This window comes from Pelomonas sp. SE-A7 (assembly GCF_030345705.1).
Classification (GTDB): Bacteria; Pseudomonadota; Gammaproteobacteria; order Burkholderiales; family Burkholderiaceae_C; genus JAUASW01.
The window spans coordinates 2,085,082-2,100,769 of the sequence record NZ_JAUASW010000001.1; the positions used below are offsets into that span (position 1 = coordinate 2,085,082).

Consider the following 15,688-nt stretch of genomic DNA (forward strand, 5'->3'; position numbering starts at 1 on the left):
GGCGCATGCTAAGACCGCGACGTGACAGTTCGCACAGAGTGGCGACGCCCGAATGCGGGGGTACTTGACAAGCGCTGGCCAACGCTTGCGCAAACGATTTGCGCTTTGCGCCAGAGATTCCCCTGAGCCCGGCCCGGCGAGTCCGCCACCAGGCCCGGCCCGGGTGCACGAAGCGGTCGAATGTGGGCAAGGTGCACCAGTCCGGCCGCCTCAATGTGTTCCGATTTGGCACAGGTGCCAGGTCTTGCGCCACTCTCGGTGAATACCCTCAGTTATCCGGAGCCCGCCCCTCGGAATGCCACGGCCCAGGGTCGGCCCCTATCATCCGGCCGCCATGACCGCACCCCTCCTGCTGACCGTCATCCTGATCTATTTCGCCCTGCTGCTGGGCGTGGCCTGGCTGGCCTCGCGCGGCGCCGACAACGAGAGCTTCTTCGTCGGCAACCGCAGCAGCCACTGGGGCCTGGTGGCCTTCGGCATGATCGGCACTTCGCTGTCGGGCGTGACCTTCATCAGCGTGCCGGGCGCCGTCGGCGCCACGCAGTTCAGCTACTTTCAGATCGCCCTGGGCCAGATGATCGGCTACGCGGTCATCGCCTTCGTGCTGCTGCCGCTGTACTACCGGCTGCAGCTCAGTTCGATCTACCGCTACCTCGGTGAACGCCTGGGGCCGCAGAGCTACAGGACCGGCGCCAGCTTCTTCATCCTCTCGCGCACGCTGGGCGCCACGGCGCGGCTCTACCTGGTGGTGCGCATCCTGCAGGACGCCATCCTCGACAGCTTCGGCCTGCCGTTCTGGCTGACCACGGCCGTGCTGCTCTTGATGATCCTGCTCTACACCTACGAGGGCGGGGTCAAGACCATAGTCTGGACCGACACGCTGCAGACCGCCGGCATGCTGACCGGCCTGGTGGTGTGCCTGGTGTGGCTGGCCAATGCGCTGGGCCTGGATTTGACGGGCAGCTTCGCGGCGCTGTCGGACGCCGGGCTCTCACGCGTCTTCGTCACCGAGCCGGACAGCCGGCTGTTCTGGGGCAAGCAGCTGCTGGCCGGCGCCTGCATCGCCATCGCGATGACCGGCATGGACCAGGAAATGATGCAGAAGAACATCTCGGTGAAGACGCTGCGCGACTCGCAGAAGAACATCCTCCTGATGAGCTTGGTGATGCTGGGCGTGGTGCTGATGTTCCTGGTGCTGGGCGGGCTCTTGCAGCTCTATGCTGCGCAGCAGGGCATGGCGGCGCGCGGCGACGCGCTGTTCCCGGCCGTGGTGCTGCAGCACTTGCCGGCCGCGGTGCAGCTGATCTTCATCGTGGCCCTGATCTCGGCCCTGTTCCCCAGCGCCGACGGTGCGATCACGGCCCTGACCTCGAGCTTCTGCATAGACCTGCTGGGCCTGCAGCGCCGCAGCGACTGGGACGAGGCCCGCCGCCTGCAGGTGCGCAAGCGCGTGCACCTGAGCTTTGCCGCGCTGTTCCTGGTGCTGGTGCTGGTGTTCCGCTGGGTGGACAACCCCAGCATGATCGGCCTGATCCTCAAGATCGCCGGCTACACCTATGGGCCGCTGCTTGGGCTGTTCGCCTTCGGCCTGCTGACCCGCCGCGATGTGATGGACGGCCGGGTGCCCCTGGTGGCCCTGGCCGCGCCGCTGCTCTGCTGGCTGATCGACAGCCGCCAGCAGCAGCTGTTCGGCAGCTACGAGATGGGCCTGGAACTGCTGCTGCTGAACGCGGCCCTGAGCTTTGCCGGGCTGTGGCTGGTCAGCCGCCCTCGGCGCGCCTGATCAGACGCTCAGCTCGTACACCGTGGCCGCCGCCCGCTCCTGCGCGCTGTGGCCACGCAGGGCCAGGTCCCAATCGCTGCCGCTGGCATTGCCGATGGAGACCAGGCCGCTGATCATGGTGGCGGTTTCCTCGGTGCTGCCGTCGAACTCGGCCACCTGCTCGCGGCTGTCGACGAACAGCCGGGCCAGCGCGAAGCCGCCGGAGTCGATCAGCACCAGGTAGCGGGCCGCCTTGCGCAGCGCGCCATGCTGGTGGGCCGCATGCGATTCGATGCCGAAACCACCGTCCATGCCTGTCTCCCGCCGGATGAGTGGACCAAGCCTAGCACCGCGTCCTGTCGAATTCACGTATCGTCGGCCGTCGTGTGGCAGAGGACCATCCTCGAGCTACCAGGAGACCAACATGCCAAGCACCATCCGACTGCACCGCGTCCTGCGCGCGCCGCCCGAGCGGGTCTACCGGGCCTTCCTCGACCCCGAGGCCTGGGCCAAGTGGCTGCCGCCGCATGGCTTCACCGGCAAGGTCCACGAGATGGACCCGCGGGTCGGCGGCCGCTACCGCATGTCCTTCACCAACTTCACGACCGGCCTGCCGCACAGCTTCGGCGGCGAATACCTGGAGCTGGTGCCGAACGAGAAGCTGCGCTACACGGCCGCCTTCGAGGACCCCAACCTGCCGGGCGCGATGCAGACCACGGTCACCTTGCGCAAGGTGTTCTGCGGCGTTGAGCTGACCGCGGTGCAGGAAGGCATTCCGGACATGATTCCGCCCGAGGCCTGCTACATGGGCTGGCAGGAATCGCTGACCCTGCTGGCCCAGCTGGTCGAGCCCGAGATCAGGCAGTAGCTGCCAGCCGGCGTTGCATCACCACGCGTCGGCCCAGCGCACTGGGTCGGCGGCGCAGGAAGTCGCGCAGCCATTCGGCGTATTGCGGTGCCACCGCGTCCTGCACCGACGGCCGCTGCGCCAACGCGCTGCGCCAGCGAGCCAGGCGCGGCAAGCCCTGCCACAGCGAATCGGCGGCGATGAATTCGTCCACCACCTCGAAGTAGCGCAGAGCCGGCGCGAAGGCCGCATCGACCAGGCCGAAGCGCTGGCCGCCGAACCAGGGGCCGCCCTCGGCCAGCTGCGCTTCGATCTGTTCGAAGCGCCGGCGCAGCTGCAGCAGCTGGGCCTCCATGGCGGCTTCGTCGGGCGCGTTGTAGAGCGTGGCGATGCCGGCCAGCAACTGCGACGCAAACTCCATCCAGGCCCGCTGCCGCGCCCTTTGTAGCGCGTCCTGCGGATGCAGGGCCGGGACCAGGGTCTCGTCCAGGTATTCGCAGATCACCGCCGATTCGAACAAGGCCTCGCCCTCGACCAGCAGCACCGGCGTCTTGCCCAGCGGTGAGATGCGCAAGAACCAGTCCGGCTTGTTGCCCAGGTCCACGTCGCGGAGCTCGAAGGCCTGGCCCTTTTCCATCAGCACGATGGCGGCACGCTGCACATAGGGGCAGAGCCGGTGCGACACCAGCACGAGCTCGTTCATGACTGCCCCTCGGCCGGCGAGTACACCGGTACGGCGAAGGAGCTGCGGAGCAGGGCCGCGGCGCCATCGCCGCTCAGCCAGATGGTCAGCGAAGCCAGGGCCAGGAACACCGGGTACTCCCAGCCACCGCCGGTGCTGGTGTGGACCCAGCCATTGGGCAGGTGGACCCAGGCGGCGCCGAGCAGGATGGGCGTCAATGCCAGCGCCACCTGGCGGGCGTAGAGGCCGAGCAGCAGGGCGATGCCGCCGAGCAGCTCGATGCCGAACACCGGATAGGCCACCCAGGCCGGGAAGCCGATGCTGGCGAAATACTGGGCCGTGCCCGGCAGGCCGAACACCAGCAGCTTGAGCAGGGCATGGGCGATCCACATCAAGCCCAGCGCCAGGCGCAGGACGAGCAGACCATAGGCAGCCGTGTCAGCGGTATCAGCGGCCGACTCGGGAGAAGAAGCGTGGCGCATGAAGCACTCCGTTGTTGAACAGGTGGCGCCAATCTATGCTTGCACTTCGGCAACCGGAATAGACAAGCATGCAAGCCAAGATTGCATATCCGCAATACAAGCTCAACCCCGCCGACCTGGCCCTGCTGCTGGGCCTGGCGCGCGGCGGCACCTTGGCCGCGGCGGGCGAGCGGCTGGGCGTCGATGCCTCGACGGTGTTCCGCAGCCTGCAGAAGCTGGAGCGCGGCCTCGGCCGCCAGCTGTTCGAACGCGGCCGCGGCGGCTACCGGCCGGGCGACCTGGCCCAGCAGCTGGTCGAGCAGGCCGAGCAGATGGAAGCGGCGCTCGAATCCGCCCGCAGCCTCTTGAGCGAACGGCCTTCGCAGATCACGGGCACGGTGCGCATCACCACCACCGACACGCTGCTGCACGGCCTGGTCGCTCCGGCGCTGAAGGACCTCAGGCATGAGCATCCGGAGCTGCGCTACGAGCTGCACACCGGCAACGAGCTGGCCAGCCTGACCCGGCGCGATGCCGACATCGCGCTGCGCGCCACCAAGCGCCCGCCCCAGCATCTGGTGGGCCGCTGCCTGGGCAATATCCGCGTGGCGCTCTACGGCCCGCGGCGTGGCGGCCCGCGCAGCCTGGAGACGGCGGACACGGTGGACTGGATAGCGCCCGACGAGGCCCTGCCCGAGCATCCCTCCGTGGTCTGGCGCAAGCGCCACTACCCCCGGCTCAAGCCGCGCTACCAGGTGGGCAGCATCCAGTCGGTGCTCGAGCTGGTGGCGCAGGGCCTGGGCGTGGGCGTGGTGCCGATCTTCCTGGCCGAAGGCCGCAGCGACGTGAAGCGGCTGAGCGAGCCACTGGACGAGGCCCAGACCGAGCTCTGGCTGCTGACCCATGCCGACGCGCGCCACCTGCGCCGCGTCGCCACGGTCTATGCGGCGCTGGGCGAAGGCATAGACCTGCCCTGACGGTCGGCAGGGCCGGGACCCGGCTCCTAGAATCCCGCCGATGTTGTTGTCCCGCATGCTCGCCGGCTTCGTGCGTCGGCACTGGATCAAGTACGCCGCCGCCGCCAGCATGCTGGCCACCATCGCGGTGCTGACCGTGTGGATACCGCGCCAGGTCGGCCAGGTGGTCGATGCCCTGGTCGCCGGCCGGCTGGCCGGCACCGCCCTGCTGATCCAGCTGGCCCTGCTGGTCGCCGCCGGCCTTGCCATCTATTTCCTGCGCGTGGGCTGGCGCCTGGCCCTGTTCAGCACCGCCTACCAGCTCGGCCGCGAGCTGCGCATCCGCCTCTACCAGCGCCTCAGCCTGCAGGGCCCGGTCTTCTTCCAGGCCAAGCGCACCGGCGACCTGATGGCCCTGGCGACCAACGACGTCGATGCGGTGGAACTGGCCGCGGGCGAGGCCATGCTGGCCGCCTTCGACGGCACGCTGACCCTGGTCCTGGTGATCGCGATGATGACCCTGGGCGTGGACTGGCGCCTGGGCCTGGCCGCCCTGCTGCCCTTCCCGCTGATGGCCCTGGCCTTCTGGCGCATCTCCGAGCAGGTGCACCAGGCCTGGAAGCAGTCGCTGGAGCGCTTCTCGGCGCTGAACCAGCATGTGCAGGAGAGCCTGGCCGGCGTGCGCACCGTGCGCGCCCTGGGCCTGGTCCAGCGCAGCGAGCAGACCTTTGCACAGCTGGCCGACAGCGCCGGCGAGGCCGGTTACCGCGCCCAGCGCTGGGAGGCGGCCTACGAGCCGGCCGTCGGCATGACGCTGGCCACGGCCCTGGCCATCGCCCTGGGCCTGGGTGCCTGGTTTGTGTCGCGCGGCGAGCTCAGCATCGGCTCGCTGACTGCCTTCACCATGTACCTCGGCCAGCTGATCTGGCCCATGTTCGCTGCCGGCTGGGTGCTTTCGCTGATCGAGCGCGGTCGCGCCGCCTGGGGCCGCTTGCAGCCCATGCTGGACGAGCCGCTGAGCCTCAGGGACGAAGGCCTGCTGGGCCGCCCGGCATCCGCGGATCTCACGATCGACAAGCTGTCCTTCACCTACCCCGGCCTGGAGCGCGAGTCGCTGAGCGACATCAACCTGCGACTGCCGGCCGGCCAGACGCTGGGCGTGGTCGGCCCGACCGGGGCCGGCAAGTCCACCCTGATACGCCTGCTGCTGCGCCACTACGAACCGGGCAGCGGCCAGCTGCGGCTCGGGGGTCAGGCCTTGCCCGAGCTGAGCCTGGCGGCGCTGCGCGAGAGCCTGGCCTGGGTGCCGCAGGAGCCCATCCTGTTCTCGGCCAGCATTGCCGACAACATCGCCCTGGCGCGGCCCGAGGCCACGCGCGCCGAGATCGAGGAGGCCGCGCAGCTGGCCGCGGTCCATGAAGACATCGCCCGCCTGCCGCAGGGCTACGAGACCCTGGTCGGCGAGCGCGGCGTGACGCTCTCGGGCGGCCAGCGCCAGCGCGTGGCCATCGCTCGCGCCCTGCTGGCGCATGCGCCGCTGCTGATCCTCGATGACGCGCTGTCGGCCGTGGACACAGGCACCGAGACGCAGATCCTCGAACACCTGCGGGAGAAGAAGACCGCCGGCAGCCGCATCATCGTCAGCCACCGGCTCAGCGCGGTGATGGAGGCCGACCAGATCATCGTGCTTAGGCAAGGCCACATCACCGAACGCGGCACCCATGCCGAGCTGCTGGAACTCGGCGGCTGGTATGCGGCGCAGTGGCGCTATCAACAACTGGAGGCTTCCCTTGACGCCGAAATCTGAACCGGCCAGCAAGGAAGACAGCCCCTGGTCCTCGATAGGCCTGCTGCTGGAAGCCGCGCGGCCCGAGCGGCCGCAGCTGGTGGCCGGCGCCGTGTGGCTGGTGCTGGCCGCCGCCATGGAGGCTGCCGGGCCGGCGCTGGGCAAGCACTACATAGACGGCTATCTGCTGCCCGGCAACTACAACATCGGCGCCATGGCCGGCCTGCTGGCGGCCATTCTGCTGAGTGGCTGGGTGGCTTGCTGGATCCGCTATCTGCAGCTGACCCGCATGGCCGCCGTCGCGCGGCGCTCGGTGCTGAGGCTGCGCGAGAAGGTCTATGCCCATGTGCTGGCCCTGCCCATGGCCTTCTTCGACAAGGCCATCACCGGCGCCCTGGTCAGCCGCGTCACCAACGACAGCGAGTCGGTCAACCAGCTCTACCGCCAGGTGCTCTACGTGATGCTGGACTCCAGCATCGTCGTCATAGGCTCCATCGTCGCCATGGCCTGGCTGGACTGGCGGCTGACCCTGATCGTCCTACCCCTGGTGCCGGCCGTGGTGCTGATCATCTGGTGCTACCAGCGCTGGAGCGCGCCGGCCGTGGCCCAGCAGCGGGCGCTGCGCAGCGACATCAATGCCCAGATGGCCGAGAGCATGGCCGGCATGGCCGTGCTTCAGTCGGCCGGCGCGGCGCCACGCTTCACCCAGCGCTTTGCCGAGCTGAACCAGCGCCACTGGGGCGCCCGCGTGGCCGAACTGCGCGCCAACGCCTGGCTGCTGCGGCCGGCGCTGGACCTGCTCAACGTGCTGCTGCTGGTGACCGTGATCTACGGCTTCGGCCGTCGCGACCTCTCCGGCGTCGAAGTCGGTCTGCTCTATGCCTTCCTCAGCTACATCTCGCGCGTGGTCGATCCGCTGATCCAGATCACCCTGCAGTTCGGCCAGCTGCAGCAGTCCATGGTGGCGGCCTCGCGGGTGCGCACCCTGCTGCGCGAGGCCGAGGCCCGACCCATGGGCGCCGAGGGCGCGCAGATCACGCGCGGTGGCATTGCGATACGCGAGCTGCAGTTCGGCTACGACCCGGCGCATCCGGTGCTGCATCCGCTGAACCTGGACATGGCGCCGGGCAGCTTCGTCGGCATCGTGGGCCACACCGGCAGCGGCAAGTCCACGCTGCTTTCGCTCCTGCTGCGCTTCTACGAGGCCCAGCAAGGCGAGATCCGCATCGACGGTCAGCCGCTCTCGGCCGTGCCTGACGCGGCCTTCCGCGCCGCCGTGGGCCTGGTGCCGCAGGAGCCCTATCTGCTGGCGGCCAGCGTGCGCGAGAACATCGCCATGGGCCGCGACATCGCCGAGGACGAGCTGCGCGACGCCGCCCGCGCCGCGCGGGTCGAAGCCTTCATAGACACGCTGCCGCAGGGCTGGGACACGCCGCTGGGCGAAGGCGGGGCGCGGGTCTCGACCGGCCAGAAGCAGCTGATCGCCATGGCCCGGGCCCTGGCCGGCGCACCCACCCTGCTGTTCCTGGATGAGGCCACCTCCAACATAGACAGTGCCACCGAGGCCCTGGTCGGCGAGGCACTGCAGGCCTTGCGAGGCCGCGTGACCATAGTCGCCATCGCCCACCGGCTGTCGACCATCCGCGAGGCCGACCAGATCATCGTGCTCAACCACGGCCGGCTCGCCGAGCGCGGCCGGCACGACGAGCTGATGGCCCACGAAGGCGGGATCTACCAACGCCTGGTGGCCCTGCAAGCGCTGGAAGAGTGAGGCGCTCGCGCCATAGATCGGTGCGCACATCGCACCGATCCAAGCCTTTCGGTGAAGCTTGTCACGGCAGGGGTCAGGTCGTTCCTTGCAGTCATGCAAAAGCCGGTAACCATCGCCGATAAGTGCAACACGCGGTTCGGCGGGTAGGCCCTGCTCGCCCCCGCGTGACCTCTATCGATCCATGTTCCGCAACATCACCGAGGACCTGCTCAATGCCACCACCGCCCGGCTGCTGCCGGTGGTGGTGTTCGTCGTTGCGGCCCTCACCGGTCTCTGGCATCTGAGCCGGCCCGAGCCCGCCACGGGCACGCCGCTGCCCCTGGTCGCCTGGCAGGAGCCGGCCGACCTGAAGCAGCCGCTGGACCAGGACCTCGCCTATGTGCGCGCCCGCCTGGCCGAGCGCCAGAGCGCCACCAGCGTCAGCACCCAGCGCTCGACCGACGCCTTCTGGATAGGTGTCAAGGCTCAGGCGCCGGCCGGCCAGCAGGCCTGGTCGGTCGAGTTCCCTTCCCGCCATTCCATGGCCCTGCGCTGCTGGGACGAGCAGAGCGGCGAGCTGCTGGGCTCGGCGACGCGCTCGGGCAGCAGCGGTGCGGTGATGCCGGTGCGCGGCGGCTTTGCGCTGACGCTGGATGGCGAGCGGCGCGACATTCAGCTGCTGTGCCGTTCGAACTTCCGCGGTCCGGCCAAGATTGCCGCGGCCCGCTGGCAGGCCGCCGAACTCGACGCCGCTTCTGCACAGCACCAGAAGACCGCCACCATGATCGAGGCCGGCCTCGGCCTGCTGGCGCTGTCGATGGCGCTGACCGCGGCCATCAACAAGAGCCGGCTGTACTGGGCCTTCATTGGCTGGCTGATGATCAGCATGCGCATGGCCCTGCTGTCGGAGGGCTCGGACTTCAGCTTCTTCGGCATGCCGATCGCGCCGGAATGGCTGACGCTGACCCGCCAATGGACGCTGTGCCTTTACTTCGTCACCACCATCGCCGTGTTCGGCCTGCTGTTCCGCAAGGAGATGGCCAAGGTCGGCGGCGGCTGGCTGCTGCCGATCCAGCGCGCCAGCACCTTGCTGCTGATGGGCCTGTGCGCGGTGCTGAGCTACGAGCAGATCCTGCCCGTGCTTTGGGTCGGTACGGCCCTGCTGTGGTTCGCCACCCTGCCCTACCTCTACCGCATCGTGCGCCGCACCCGCTCGCGCACGGCCATGTGGTACGCCTCCTCCCTGGTGGTGGCCCTGGGCGCCACGCTGAACGAAATCGTCGTCGCCTCCACCGGCCAGAGCCTGCTGCTGGGCGCGCTGAACAGCGTCACCGCGGCCCTGGCCTCGGGCGTGCTGGCCTCGGCCGCCGTGGCCGAGCACATGCGCTCGGACCGCCGCCGCGCCGAGCAGGCGCAGAAGACGCTGAAGGCCGCCTACAACGACTCGCCTATCGGCCTGTTCACCGTCCATGACGGCCTGGTGATCGCCAATGCCAACCCGGCCTTCAAGTCCATGCTCGCGACAATGGGCATGGACGGCGCGCTGACGCTGGACGAGCTGTTCGAGCCCGACGTGGCCCTGGCCTTCGGCTCGCTGCACAGTGCCGGCCAGAGCGCCTCCTTCGACCTGCAGGCCCGCCTGCTGCCACCCGGCGGCGGCGAATACTGGTGCGCGATCAAGGCCTCGACCGTCGACGGCCGCATCATCGAAGGCTCGCTGCAGGACATCACCGAGCGGGTGCGCGCCACCACGCGGCTGGAATTCCTGGTCAACCACGACCCGCTGACCGAATGCCTGAACCTGCGCGGCCTGTCGCGCAAGTTCGAACGCTCGCTGACGCCGCCGCGGACGCTGGCGTATTTCGACCTGGACCGCTTCAAGCTGATCAACGACCTCTACGGCCACTCGGCCGGCGACGCGGTGCTGAAGCAGGTCTGCGAGCGCATCCGCAGCCAGCTGGGGCCGCTGGACCTGCTGGCCCGCGTGGGCGGCGACGAGTTCGTGGTCGCCTTCCCCGATGCCTCGATCACCGAGGCCTCGCAGCGCTGCCAGAACATCCTGGCGCTGATCTCCTCGGCGCCGTTCCAGATCGACGTGCAGCGCTTTGCGCTCAGCGTGTCGGGTGGCCTGGTAGCGGCCGAGAGCTTCGGCGCACCGGCGATGAAGGAAATCGTCTCGGCGGCCGACACCCTGTGCCGCATGGCCAAGAAGAAGCCCAGCGACCGCCTGGTGGTGATGGACGGCGGCGACACCTTCTTCAAGCACCACAAGGACGAGCTGGCCCTGATCAGCTGCCTGGAGCGCGGCGAGACGCCCGAGGGCCTGTTCCTGATGATGCAGCCCGAGCTGTCGCTGAGCCGGCCCTTCGACTCGCTGAACTTCGAGGTGCTGCTGCGCATGCGCAAGCCCAATGGCGACATCGTGCCGGCCCAGATCATCATCGAGGCGGCCGAGGCGCATGCCAAGACCGCCATCATCGACCGCTGGGTGGTCACCACCGTGATCTCCTGGCTGGAGGCCCACGCCGGCCAGCTGCTCAACACCCAGTTCGTCGGCGTCAATCTGTCGGGCAGCTCGCTGAACGACGAGGCCTTCGTCGAGGACCTGCTGCGCCTGTTCAACCAGCACCAGGAGGCGGTGGCCCGCATCTGCATAGAGATCACCGAGACCGTGGCGCTGAACGACATGGCCCACATGCAGCGCTTCATCGACCGCGCCCGCGACCTGGGCGTCAAGGTGGCGCTGGACGATTTCGGCGCCGGCTATTCCTCGTTCGGCTACCTCAAGGGCCTGAGCGTCGATGCGCTGAAGCTGGACGGATCGCTGGTGCGTGACGCGGCCAACAACCCCTCCGGCATGGCCGTGCTCAGCGCGCTGGGCGGCCTGGTCAACAACCTGGGCATGAAGTCGATCGGCGAGTACGCCGAGAACCTGCCCATCCTCAAGGCCCTGGTGTCGGCGGGCGTGGACTACGCCCAGGGCTACGGCATCAGCCGGCCGGTCTTGCCGGAGCGCATCCTGGAGGCGCGCTCGGCCGCCGACTTCATCGAGGATCCGGAAATCTACGCCTTCGTGCGACAGCTGCAGGGCCGCGAGCAGAACACCATGCCGCTGTTCCCGGAACAGCAGCGCGGCGAGCTGCTGGCCTCAGGCCTGCTGCACTGAGCCCGCGCACAAGGTCCGGAAGGAGCTTGTGGCTGGCGAAGGACTGATCGCGATACACGCGATCAGCCTGAGGCCAGTTAGACAGCCACGCGGGCCAGGCTCCGCACCGGCGGCTGGAACAGGGCCAGCTTGGCACCGGGGCGGCGTTCCCAGACGTCGCCCAGGTCGCGCGCACCGCTGACGTCGATGTCGGGGTGGCGGGTCACGAAGGCGAAGTCATACAGCGGATGCCGGGCCTCGCGCCAGATCGGCTCGGCCTCCTTCACGGCCATGCACATCACGCGGTGCGGCAGGTTGCCGGTGCACTTCATGGGGAAGAAGGCGCCCTCCTCGGCCACGTCGCGGTACAGCAGGGCTTCGTACATGCGGTCGATGGGCTTGCGGCCGGTCACCAGCATCCAGTCGGCGTTCTGCTCGCGGGCATAGCTGAAGAAGGCCTTGAACAGCGCATTGCGGACCAGGGACGAATTGGCATTGCCCAGCACGCTCAGGCGTGTGGCTTCGATCATGCGCTTGCCGGTGAAGCGGTCGGGCAACTGGATGGAGCCTTCCAGCGGCAGCGACTGCAGCGCATTGGCATGGGTGCGCAGCGTGCCGAGCAGGCTGCCGTCGAGCTTGGAAATCGCGACGAAGACTTCGCAGCCCAGCTGGTAATCGGCCGCTTCGGGCTGGGATAGCTTGGCGCCGAATTCCGGCAGATGACGGCCATAGGCCTGCGACCGAAGGCGAACGACTTCCTCGAGTTCGGACCGCTGGGCCACCCTCACCTGGAAGGGCAGGCGCTCCGCGCTGCCCACAAGTTCCACTCCGACGCCCGGCTTGTTCATGTCAGGTCTTCCCCGTTGATGTGAAGCCAGTGTAGGGGTCGGAAACCGCGCACAAAGTCACGAGTTGCTGGCCATATTCCGGCCAGATTGGCGCCGGCTCAGCCGGAAATCGGCGAGTTCGCCCGGATCCGGGCGCATTGCGCACGAATGGCGCAAGACCTGTCCCCAGGGCCTGCGTGGCTCTGGCTCTCAGAGCATCAGGGCCAGCCGCTCCAGGATCAGCACGGCAAAGAAGCCCAGCCCGGCCAGCACCGTCCACTTGACGATGACGATGCCACGCCGCCGCCAGCCCTCCTGGCGAGTGCCTATGTACATCGCAAAGCAGACGACGGCCGCGAACAACAGCAATCCGACGATGAGGCGGGCGATCAGCATGGATGAAAAGGCGGAGCTGCTCTACCAGGCCGGCGCCAGCTCGGCAAAGCCCGCCGGTGCCTGGCGCTCGTCTTCGAAAGTGACGATCTCCCAGGCTTCCTGGTCGGCCAGCAGGGCGCGCAAGAGCTTGTTGTTCAGCGCATGGCCGCCCTTGAAGGAGGTGTAGGCGGCCAGCAGCGGATGGCCGGCGACCTGCATGTCGCCGATGGCGTCGAGGATCTTGTGCTTGACGAATTCGTCGTCGTAGCGGAGGCCGTCGGCATTGAGCACGCGGTAGTCGTCCACCACGATGGCGTTGTCCATGGCGCCGCCCAGCGTCAGGCCGCGGCTGCGCATGACCTCGATGTCGCTGGTCATGCCGAAGGTGCGGGCCCGCGCGATTTCCTTCTTGTACTGGCCCGAGCCCATGTCGAACACGTACTGCTGGCCGGTGGCGGACACGGCCGGGTTGTCGAACTCGATCTGGAAGTTCAGCGTGTAGCCGTGGTGCGGCTCCAGCCTGGCCCACATCAGGCGCTTGCCCTCGCCCTGGCGGACCTCAATGGCCTTCTTCACCCGCAGGAACTTCTTGGGCGCGTTCTGCAACTCGATCCCGGCGCTCTGCAAGAGGAACACGAAGCTGGCGGCCGAGCCGTCCAGCACCGGCACCTCGTCGGCATTGATGTCCACGTAGAGGTTGTCCAGGCCCAGGCCGGCGCAGGCCGACAGCAGGTGTTCGATGGTCTGGACCCGCGGCCCGTTGGGGTCGCCGTTGGGGCTGATGGTGGTGGCCATGCGGGTATCGCAGACCGTGTCGGAGCGCACCGGGATGTCGACCGGGTGGTTCAGGTCCACGCGGCGGAACACGATGCCGGTGTCGGGGGCTGCCGGACGCAGCGTCATCTCGACCTTCTGGCCGCTGTGTATGCCCACGCCGACGGCACGGGTCAGCGACTTCAGGGTACGTTGCTTCAACATGGACGCGATTGTCCGCGATCAGGCTTGCCCTTGCGGGGCCGCTGGGAGATTGGGATCGCCCGGTTGGCGCTGCACCGGCAGCCGCAGGCAGACGCGCGTGCCATGGCCGAGGCTGCTCTCGAAGGTGATGCGGCCACCGAGGCGCTGGGCGCGCCGCTGCTGGCTCTTGAGGCCGCGGCCGCGGCGGGCGGAATCGATGTCGAAACCCTCGCCGTCGTCCTCGACCCGGATCTCGACCGAATGGCCGACGTCCCGCGTCACGATGCGCACCCGGGTGGCGCGCGCATGCTTGAGCACATTGGTCAGCGCCTCCTGCATCAGGCGCAGCACATGCAGGGCGTCGGGCGGCTCCAGCCAGTCCAGCGGCGGCAGGTCCTGCACGTCCCAGTCAAGCTGCAGGCCGCCGGTCTGCAGCCGCTTGCCAAGCCGGTAGCGCATGGTGGCCAGCAGCGAAACCAGGTCGTGGCCGACCGGCTCCAGCGAGTCGATCACCAGTCGCAAATCGTCCACGCATTCGCGCAGCACCTCCACGACCTTGTCCTGGTCCATGCTGCCCTGCTCCACCGCCACCATGGCCGACAGCAGCGAGGAGCCCAGGCCGTCATGCATGTCCTGCATCAGGCGCTGGCGTTCGACCAGCAGGGCCTGCTGACGTTCGGCTTCACGCAGCCGGTCATGCTGGGCCTGCAGCTCGGCGCCCTGTGTGGCGAGCCGCTCGCCCAGCTGCGCGTTGACCTGCTCCACCTGTTGCAGCGCGCCTATGTAGCGGTGCTGAACCGCGTAGAGGAAGCAGACCACGATGACCAGGGTGGCGAAGGGCATCAGGTAGATATGCTCCGGCCAGGCCCAGCCGGCCAGCAGGAACAGGTCGTGCACGCCCAGGCCCAGGCCCAGCACCAGGCTGGCCGCGATCAGCCGCAGCTCGCGGCTGCCGTCGCGCACGGCCACGCCGCCGATGAACAGCGTCGCCACCGTGCCGACCACGGCATTGACGATGTGCTGCAGCACCAGTGGGTCGCGCAGCAGCGACGAGAACGGCATGGTGGCCAGGCTGGAGACCAGCACGAACACACTCACGGCACGCTCGAACCTCGGGTAGCGGCGGTGCGCAAAGCGCAGTGCGAACAGGAAGGTCAGCAGCATCACCCAGGACATCGAGGCATGGGTCGCCCACCAGAACCATTCCAGCCCGGCATGGGTGCGCGGCAGGTCCATGTGGTAGTGCAGGTTGCGCACCAGCCAGGCCACGGTGGCCAGCGCGAACAGCAGATAGGCCGGCTCCTCGCGACGGCGCAGCCATAGCGTGAAGGCGAACAGGCCGAGCACGATCAGCGTGAGGCCGGTGGCTTGCGGCACGCCGATCTGCAGCACCCAGCGTGCCTCGTAGCGCGGCTCCAGGTCCTCGCGTGCGCCCAGCCAGGCGCTGGAGACCGAATAGAAGCTGTCGCGCAGCACCGGCACGGCCACCACCATCTCCAGCACATGGCGCTTCTCGCTCAGCGCCGCCGGCACCACGGCCCACAGCGGCCTCACCCATTGCTCGCGGGCGCCGGCCTGGTTGTCGAACACCGGCCGCCAGCCTTCGTCGGTCTTGACCAGCACGGCCGCCGCCAGCGTGACCAGGCGCGGCATGTACAGCGCGATGCTGGTCGGCCAGCGGCCTTCCGGCGCGGCATAGCGCAACCGGTACCAGCGCATCTGGAACTGCGCATCGCCGTCGCCCAGGGCCACCGAGGGCCCGCGGGTGCGCACGTCGGGCAGCGAGACCTTCTGCCAGGCGGCCGGGTCGACCGGCGGCTGCAACTTGGCCGGCAGCTGGCCCGGGTTGCCGTCCAGCGAGCGCAGCGCCGCCCACCATTCACGCAGCTCCTCGCGGGTCCAGCTGGACAGCGCCAGCTCGGCCGAGGTGGCCCGGTCGCCGGAGCTGGTTGGCACCCCCTCGGGCATGGGCATGCGCTGCGCAGCGGCCGGCAGGCCGGCCAGCAGGATCAGCAGGGCAAGGATCAGGGCGCGCATCGAGGGAATCGGCTTTGTGCGAGTAGCGGCTGGGAAGCCGGAGTGTCGCCCGGCGATCCACCGCCTGCCTAGCCGTTCCGATCAGGGACGTGGCGCGGGCCCC

At 68.7% G+C, this 15,688-nt stretch carries 13 protein-coding genes; 6 read left to right on the top strand and 7 right to left on the bottom strand.

Translation table 11 applies throughout. The features are described 5' to 3' along the window. Positions 1 to 334 precede the first annotated feature (334 nt). Positions 335 to 1,783 (top strand): sodium:solute symporter, encoded by a 1,449-nt coding sequence (locus tag QT382_RS09375; RefSeq protein WP_289253769.1) that lies wholly within the window; start codon positions 335 to 337, stop codon positions 1,781 to 1,783. Here QT382_RS09375 and QT382_RS09380 read toward each other — a convergent pair whose 3' ends face one another. Beyond that, a complete protein-coding gene (locus QT382_RS09380) occupies positions 1,784 to 2,074 on the bottom strand; it encodes a hypothetical protein (protein ID WP_289253770.1) in 291 nt (96 codons plus the stop codon). 112 nt (positions 2,075 to 2,186) lie between these two features. Here QT382_RS09380 and QT382_RS09385 point away from each other — a divergent pair, with 112 nt between their 5' ends. Then, positions 2,187 to 2,630 (top strand): SRPBCC family protein, encoded by a 444-nt coding sequence (locus QT382_RS09385; RefSeq protein WP_289253771.1) that lies wholly within the window; start codon positions 2,187 to 2,189, stop codon positions 2,628 to 2,630. Here QT382_RS09385 and QT382_RS09390 read toward each other — a convergent pair. Together QT382_RS09390 and QT382_RS09395 are read right to left on the bottom strand one after the other, a co-directional pair. Next, a complete protein-coding gene (locus tag QT382_RS09390; protein WP_289253772.1) occupies positions 2,620 to 3,312 on the bottom strand; it encodes a glutathione S-transferase family protein in 693 nt (230 codons plus the stop codon). The genes QT382_RS09385 and QT382_RS09390 overlap by 11 nt on opposite strands. Then, the gene (locus QT382_RS09395) at positions 3,309 to 3,773 is read right to left on the bottom strand and encodes a DoxX family protein (RefSeq protein ID WP_289253773.1); all 465 of its coding nucleotides are present in this window, start codon (positions 3,771 to 3,773) and stop codon (positions 3,309 to 3,311) included. Before QT382_RS09395 ends, QT382_RS09390 begins: the two co-directional genes overlap by 4 nt. 68 nt (positions 3,774 to 3,841) lie before the next feature. On the opposite strand from QT382_RS09395, the gene QT382_RS09400 reads away from it, so the two are divergent. From QT382_RS09400 to QT382_RS09415, 4 genes are all read left to right on the top strand, one after another. Then, complete coding sequence (locus QT382_RS09400) at positions 3,842 to 4,729, top strand: LysR family transcriptional regulator (protein ID WP_289253774.1); 888 nt, start codon at positions 3,842 to 3,844, stop codon at positions 4,727 to 4,729. Positions 4,730 to 4,769: 40 nt separating this feature from the next. Continuing rightward, complete coding sequence (locus tag QT382_RS09405) at positions 4,770 to 6,515, top strand: ABC transporter ATP-binding protein (protein WP_289253775.1); 1,746 nt, start codon at positions 4,770 to 4,772, stop codon at positions 6,513 to 6,515. Further along, a complete protein-coding gene (locus QT382_RS09410; protein WP_289253776.1) occupies positions 6,499 to 8,265 on the top strand; it encodes an ABC transporter ATP-binding protein in 1,767 nt (588 codons plus the stop codon). Before QT382_RS09405 ends, QT382_RS09410 begins: the two co-directional genes overlap by 17 nt. 181 nt (positions 8,266 to 8,446) lie before the next feature. After that, positions 8,447 to 11,410, top strand: a complete 2,964-nt coding sequence (locus QT382_RS09415; RefSeq protein WP_289253777.1) for a putative bifunctional diguanylate cyclase/phosphodiesterase — start codon at positions 8,447 to 8,449, stop codon at positions 11,408 to 11,410. A 77-nt stretch (positions 11,411 to 11,487) separates the two neighbouring features. Here QT382_RS09415 and QT382_RS09420 read toward each other — a convergent pair whose 3' ends face one another. The 4 genes from QT382_RS09420 to QT382_RS09435 form a co-directional block, all read right to left on the bottom strand. After that, positions 11,488 to 12,237, bottom strand: a complete 750-nt coding sequence (locus QT382_RS09420) for an N-acyl amino acid synthase FeeM domain-containing protein (RefSeq protein WP_289253778.1) — start codon at positions 12,235 to 12,237, stop codon at positions 11,488 to 11,490. Between the two features lie 189 nt (positions 12,238 to 12,426). Then, complete coding sequence (locus QT382_RS09425; protein ID WP_289253779.1) at positions 12,427 to 12,612, bottom strand: hypothetical protein; 186 nt, start codon at positions 12,610 to 12,612, stop codon at positions 12,427 to 12,429. Positions 12,613 to 12,633: 21 nt separating this feature from the next. Next, positions 12,634 to 13,569, bottom strand: coding sequence for a UDP-3-O-acyl-N-acetylglucosamine deacetylase (gene lpxC, locus QT382_RS09430; RefSeq protein ID WP_289253780.1), 936 nt, complete (start codon positions 13,567 to 13,569; stop codon positions 12,634 to 12,636). A gap of 18 nt (positions 13,570 to 13,587) precedes the next feature. Then, entirely contained in the window at positions 13,588 to 15,585 is a 1,998-nt protein-coding gene (locus QT382_RS09435) for a sensor histidine kinase (RefSeq protein ID WP_289253781.1), read from the bottom strand. Positions 15,586 to 15,688 lie beyond the last annotated feature (103 nt).

Coding starts and splice junctions, on each gene's coding strand:
- QT382_RS09375 (WP_289253769.1), top strand. CDS start 335: ATGACCGCACCCCTCCTGCTGACCGTCATCCTGATCTATTTCGCCCTG.
- QT382_RS09380 (WP_289253770.1), bottom strand. CDS start 2,074: ATGGACGGTGGTTTCGGCATCGAATCGCATGCGGCCCACCAGCATGGC.
- QT382_RS09385 (WP_289253771.1), top strand. CDS start 2,187: ATGCCAAGCACCATCCGACTGCACCGCGTCCTGCGCGCGCCGCCCGAG.
- QT382_RS09390 (WP_289253772.1), bottom strand. CDS start 3,312: ATGAACGAGCTCGTGCTGGTGTCGCACCGGCTCTGCCCCTATGTGCAG.
- QT382_RS09395 (WP_289253773.1), bottom strand. CDS start 3,773: ATGCGCCACGCTTCTTCTCCCGAGTCGGCCGCTGATACCGCTGACACG.
- QT382_RS09400 (WP_289253774.1), top strand. CDS start 3,842: ATGCAAGCCAAGATTGCATATCCGCAATACAAGCTCAACCCCGCCGAC.
- QT382_RS09405 (WP_289253775.1), top strand. CDS start 4,770: ATGTTGTTGTCCCGCATGCTCGCCGGCTTCGTGCGTCGGCACTGGATC.
- QT382_RS09415 (WP_289253777.1), top strand. CDS start 8,447: ATGTTCCGCAACATCACCGAGGACCTGCTCAATGCCACCACCGCCCGG.
- QT382_RS09420 (WP_289253778.1), bottom strand. CDS start 12,237: ATGAACAAGCCGGGCGTCGGAGTGGAACTTGTGGGCAGCGCGGAGCGC.
- QT382_RS09425 (WP_289253779.1), bottom strand. CDS start 12,612: ATGCTGATCGCCCGCCTCATCGTCGGATTGCTGTTGTTCGCGGCCGTC.
- lpxC (WP_289253780.1), bottom strand. CDS start 13,569: ATGTTGAAGCAACGTACCCTGAAGTCGCTGACCCGTGCCGTCGGCGTG.
- QT382_RS09435 (WP_289253781.1), bottom strand. CDS start 15,585: ATGCGCGCCCTGATCCTTGCCCTGCTGATCCTGCTGGCCGGCCTGCCG.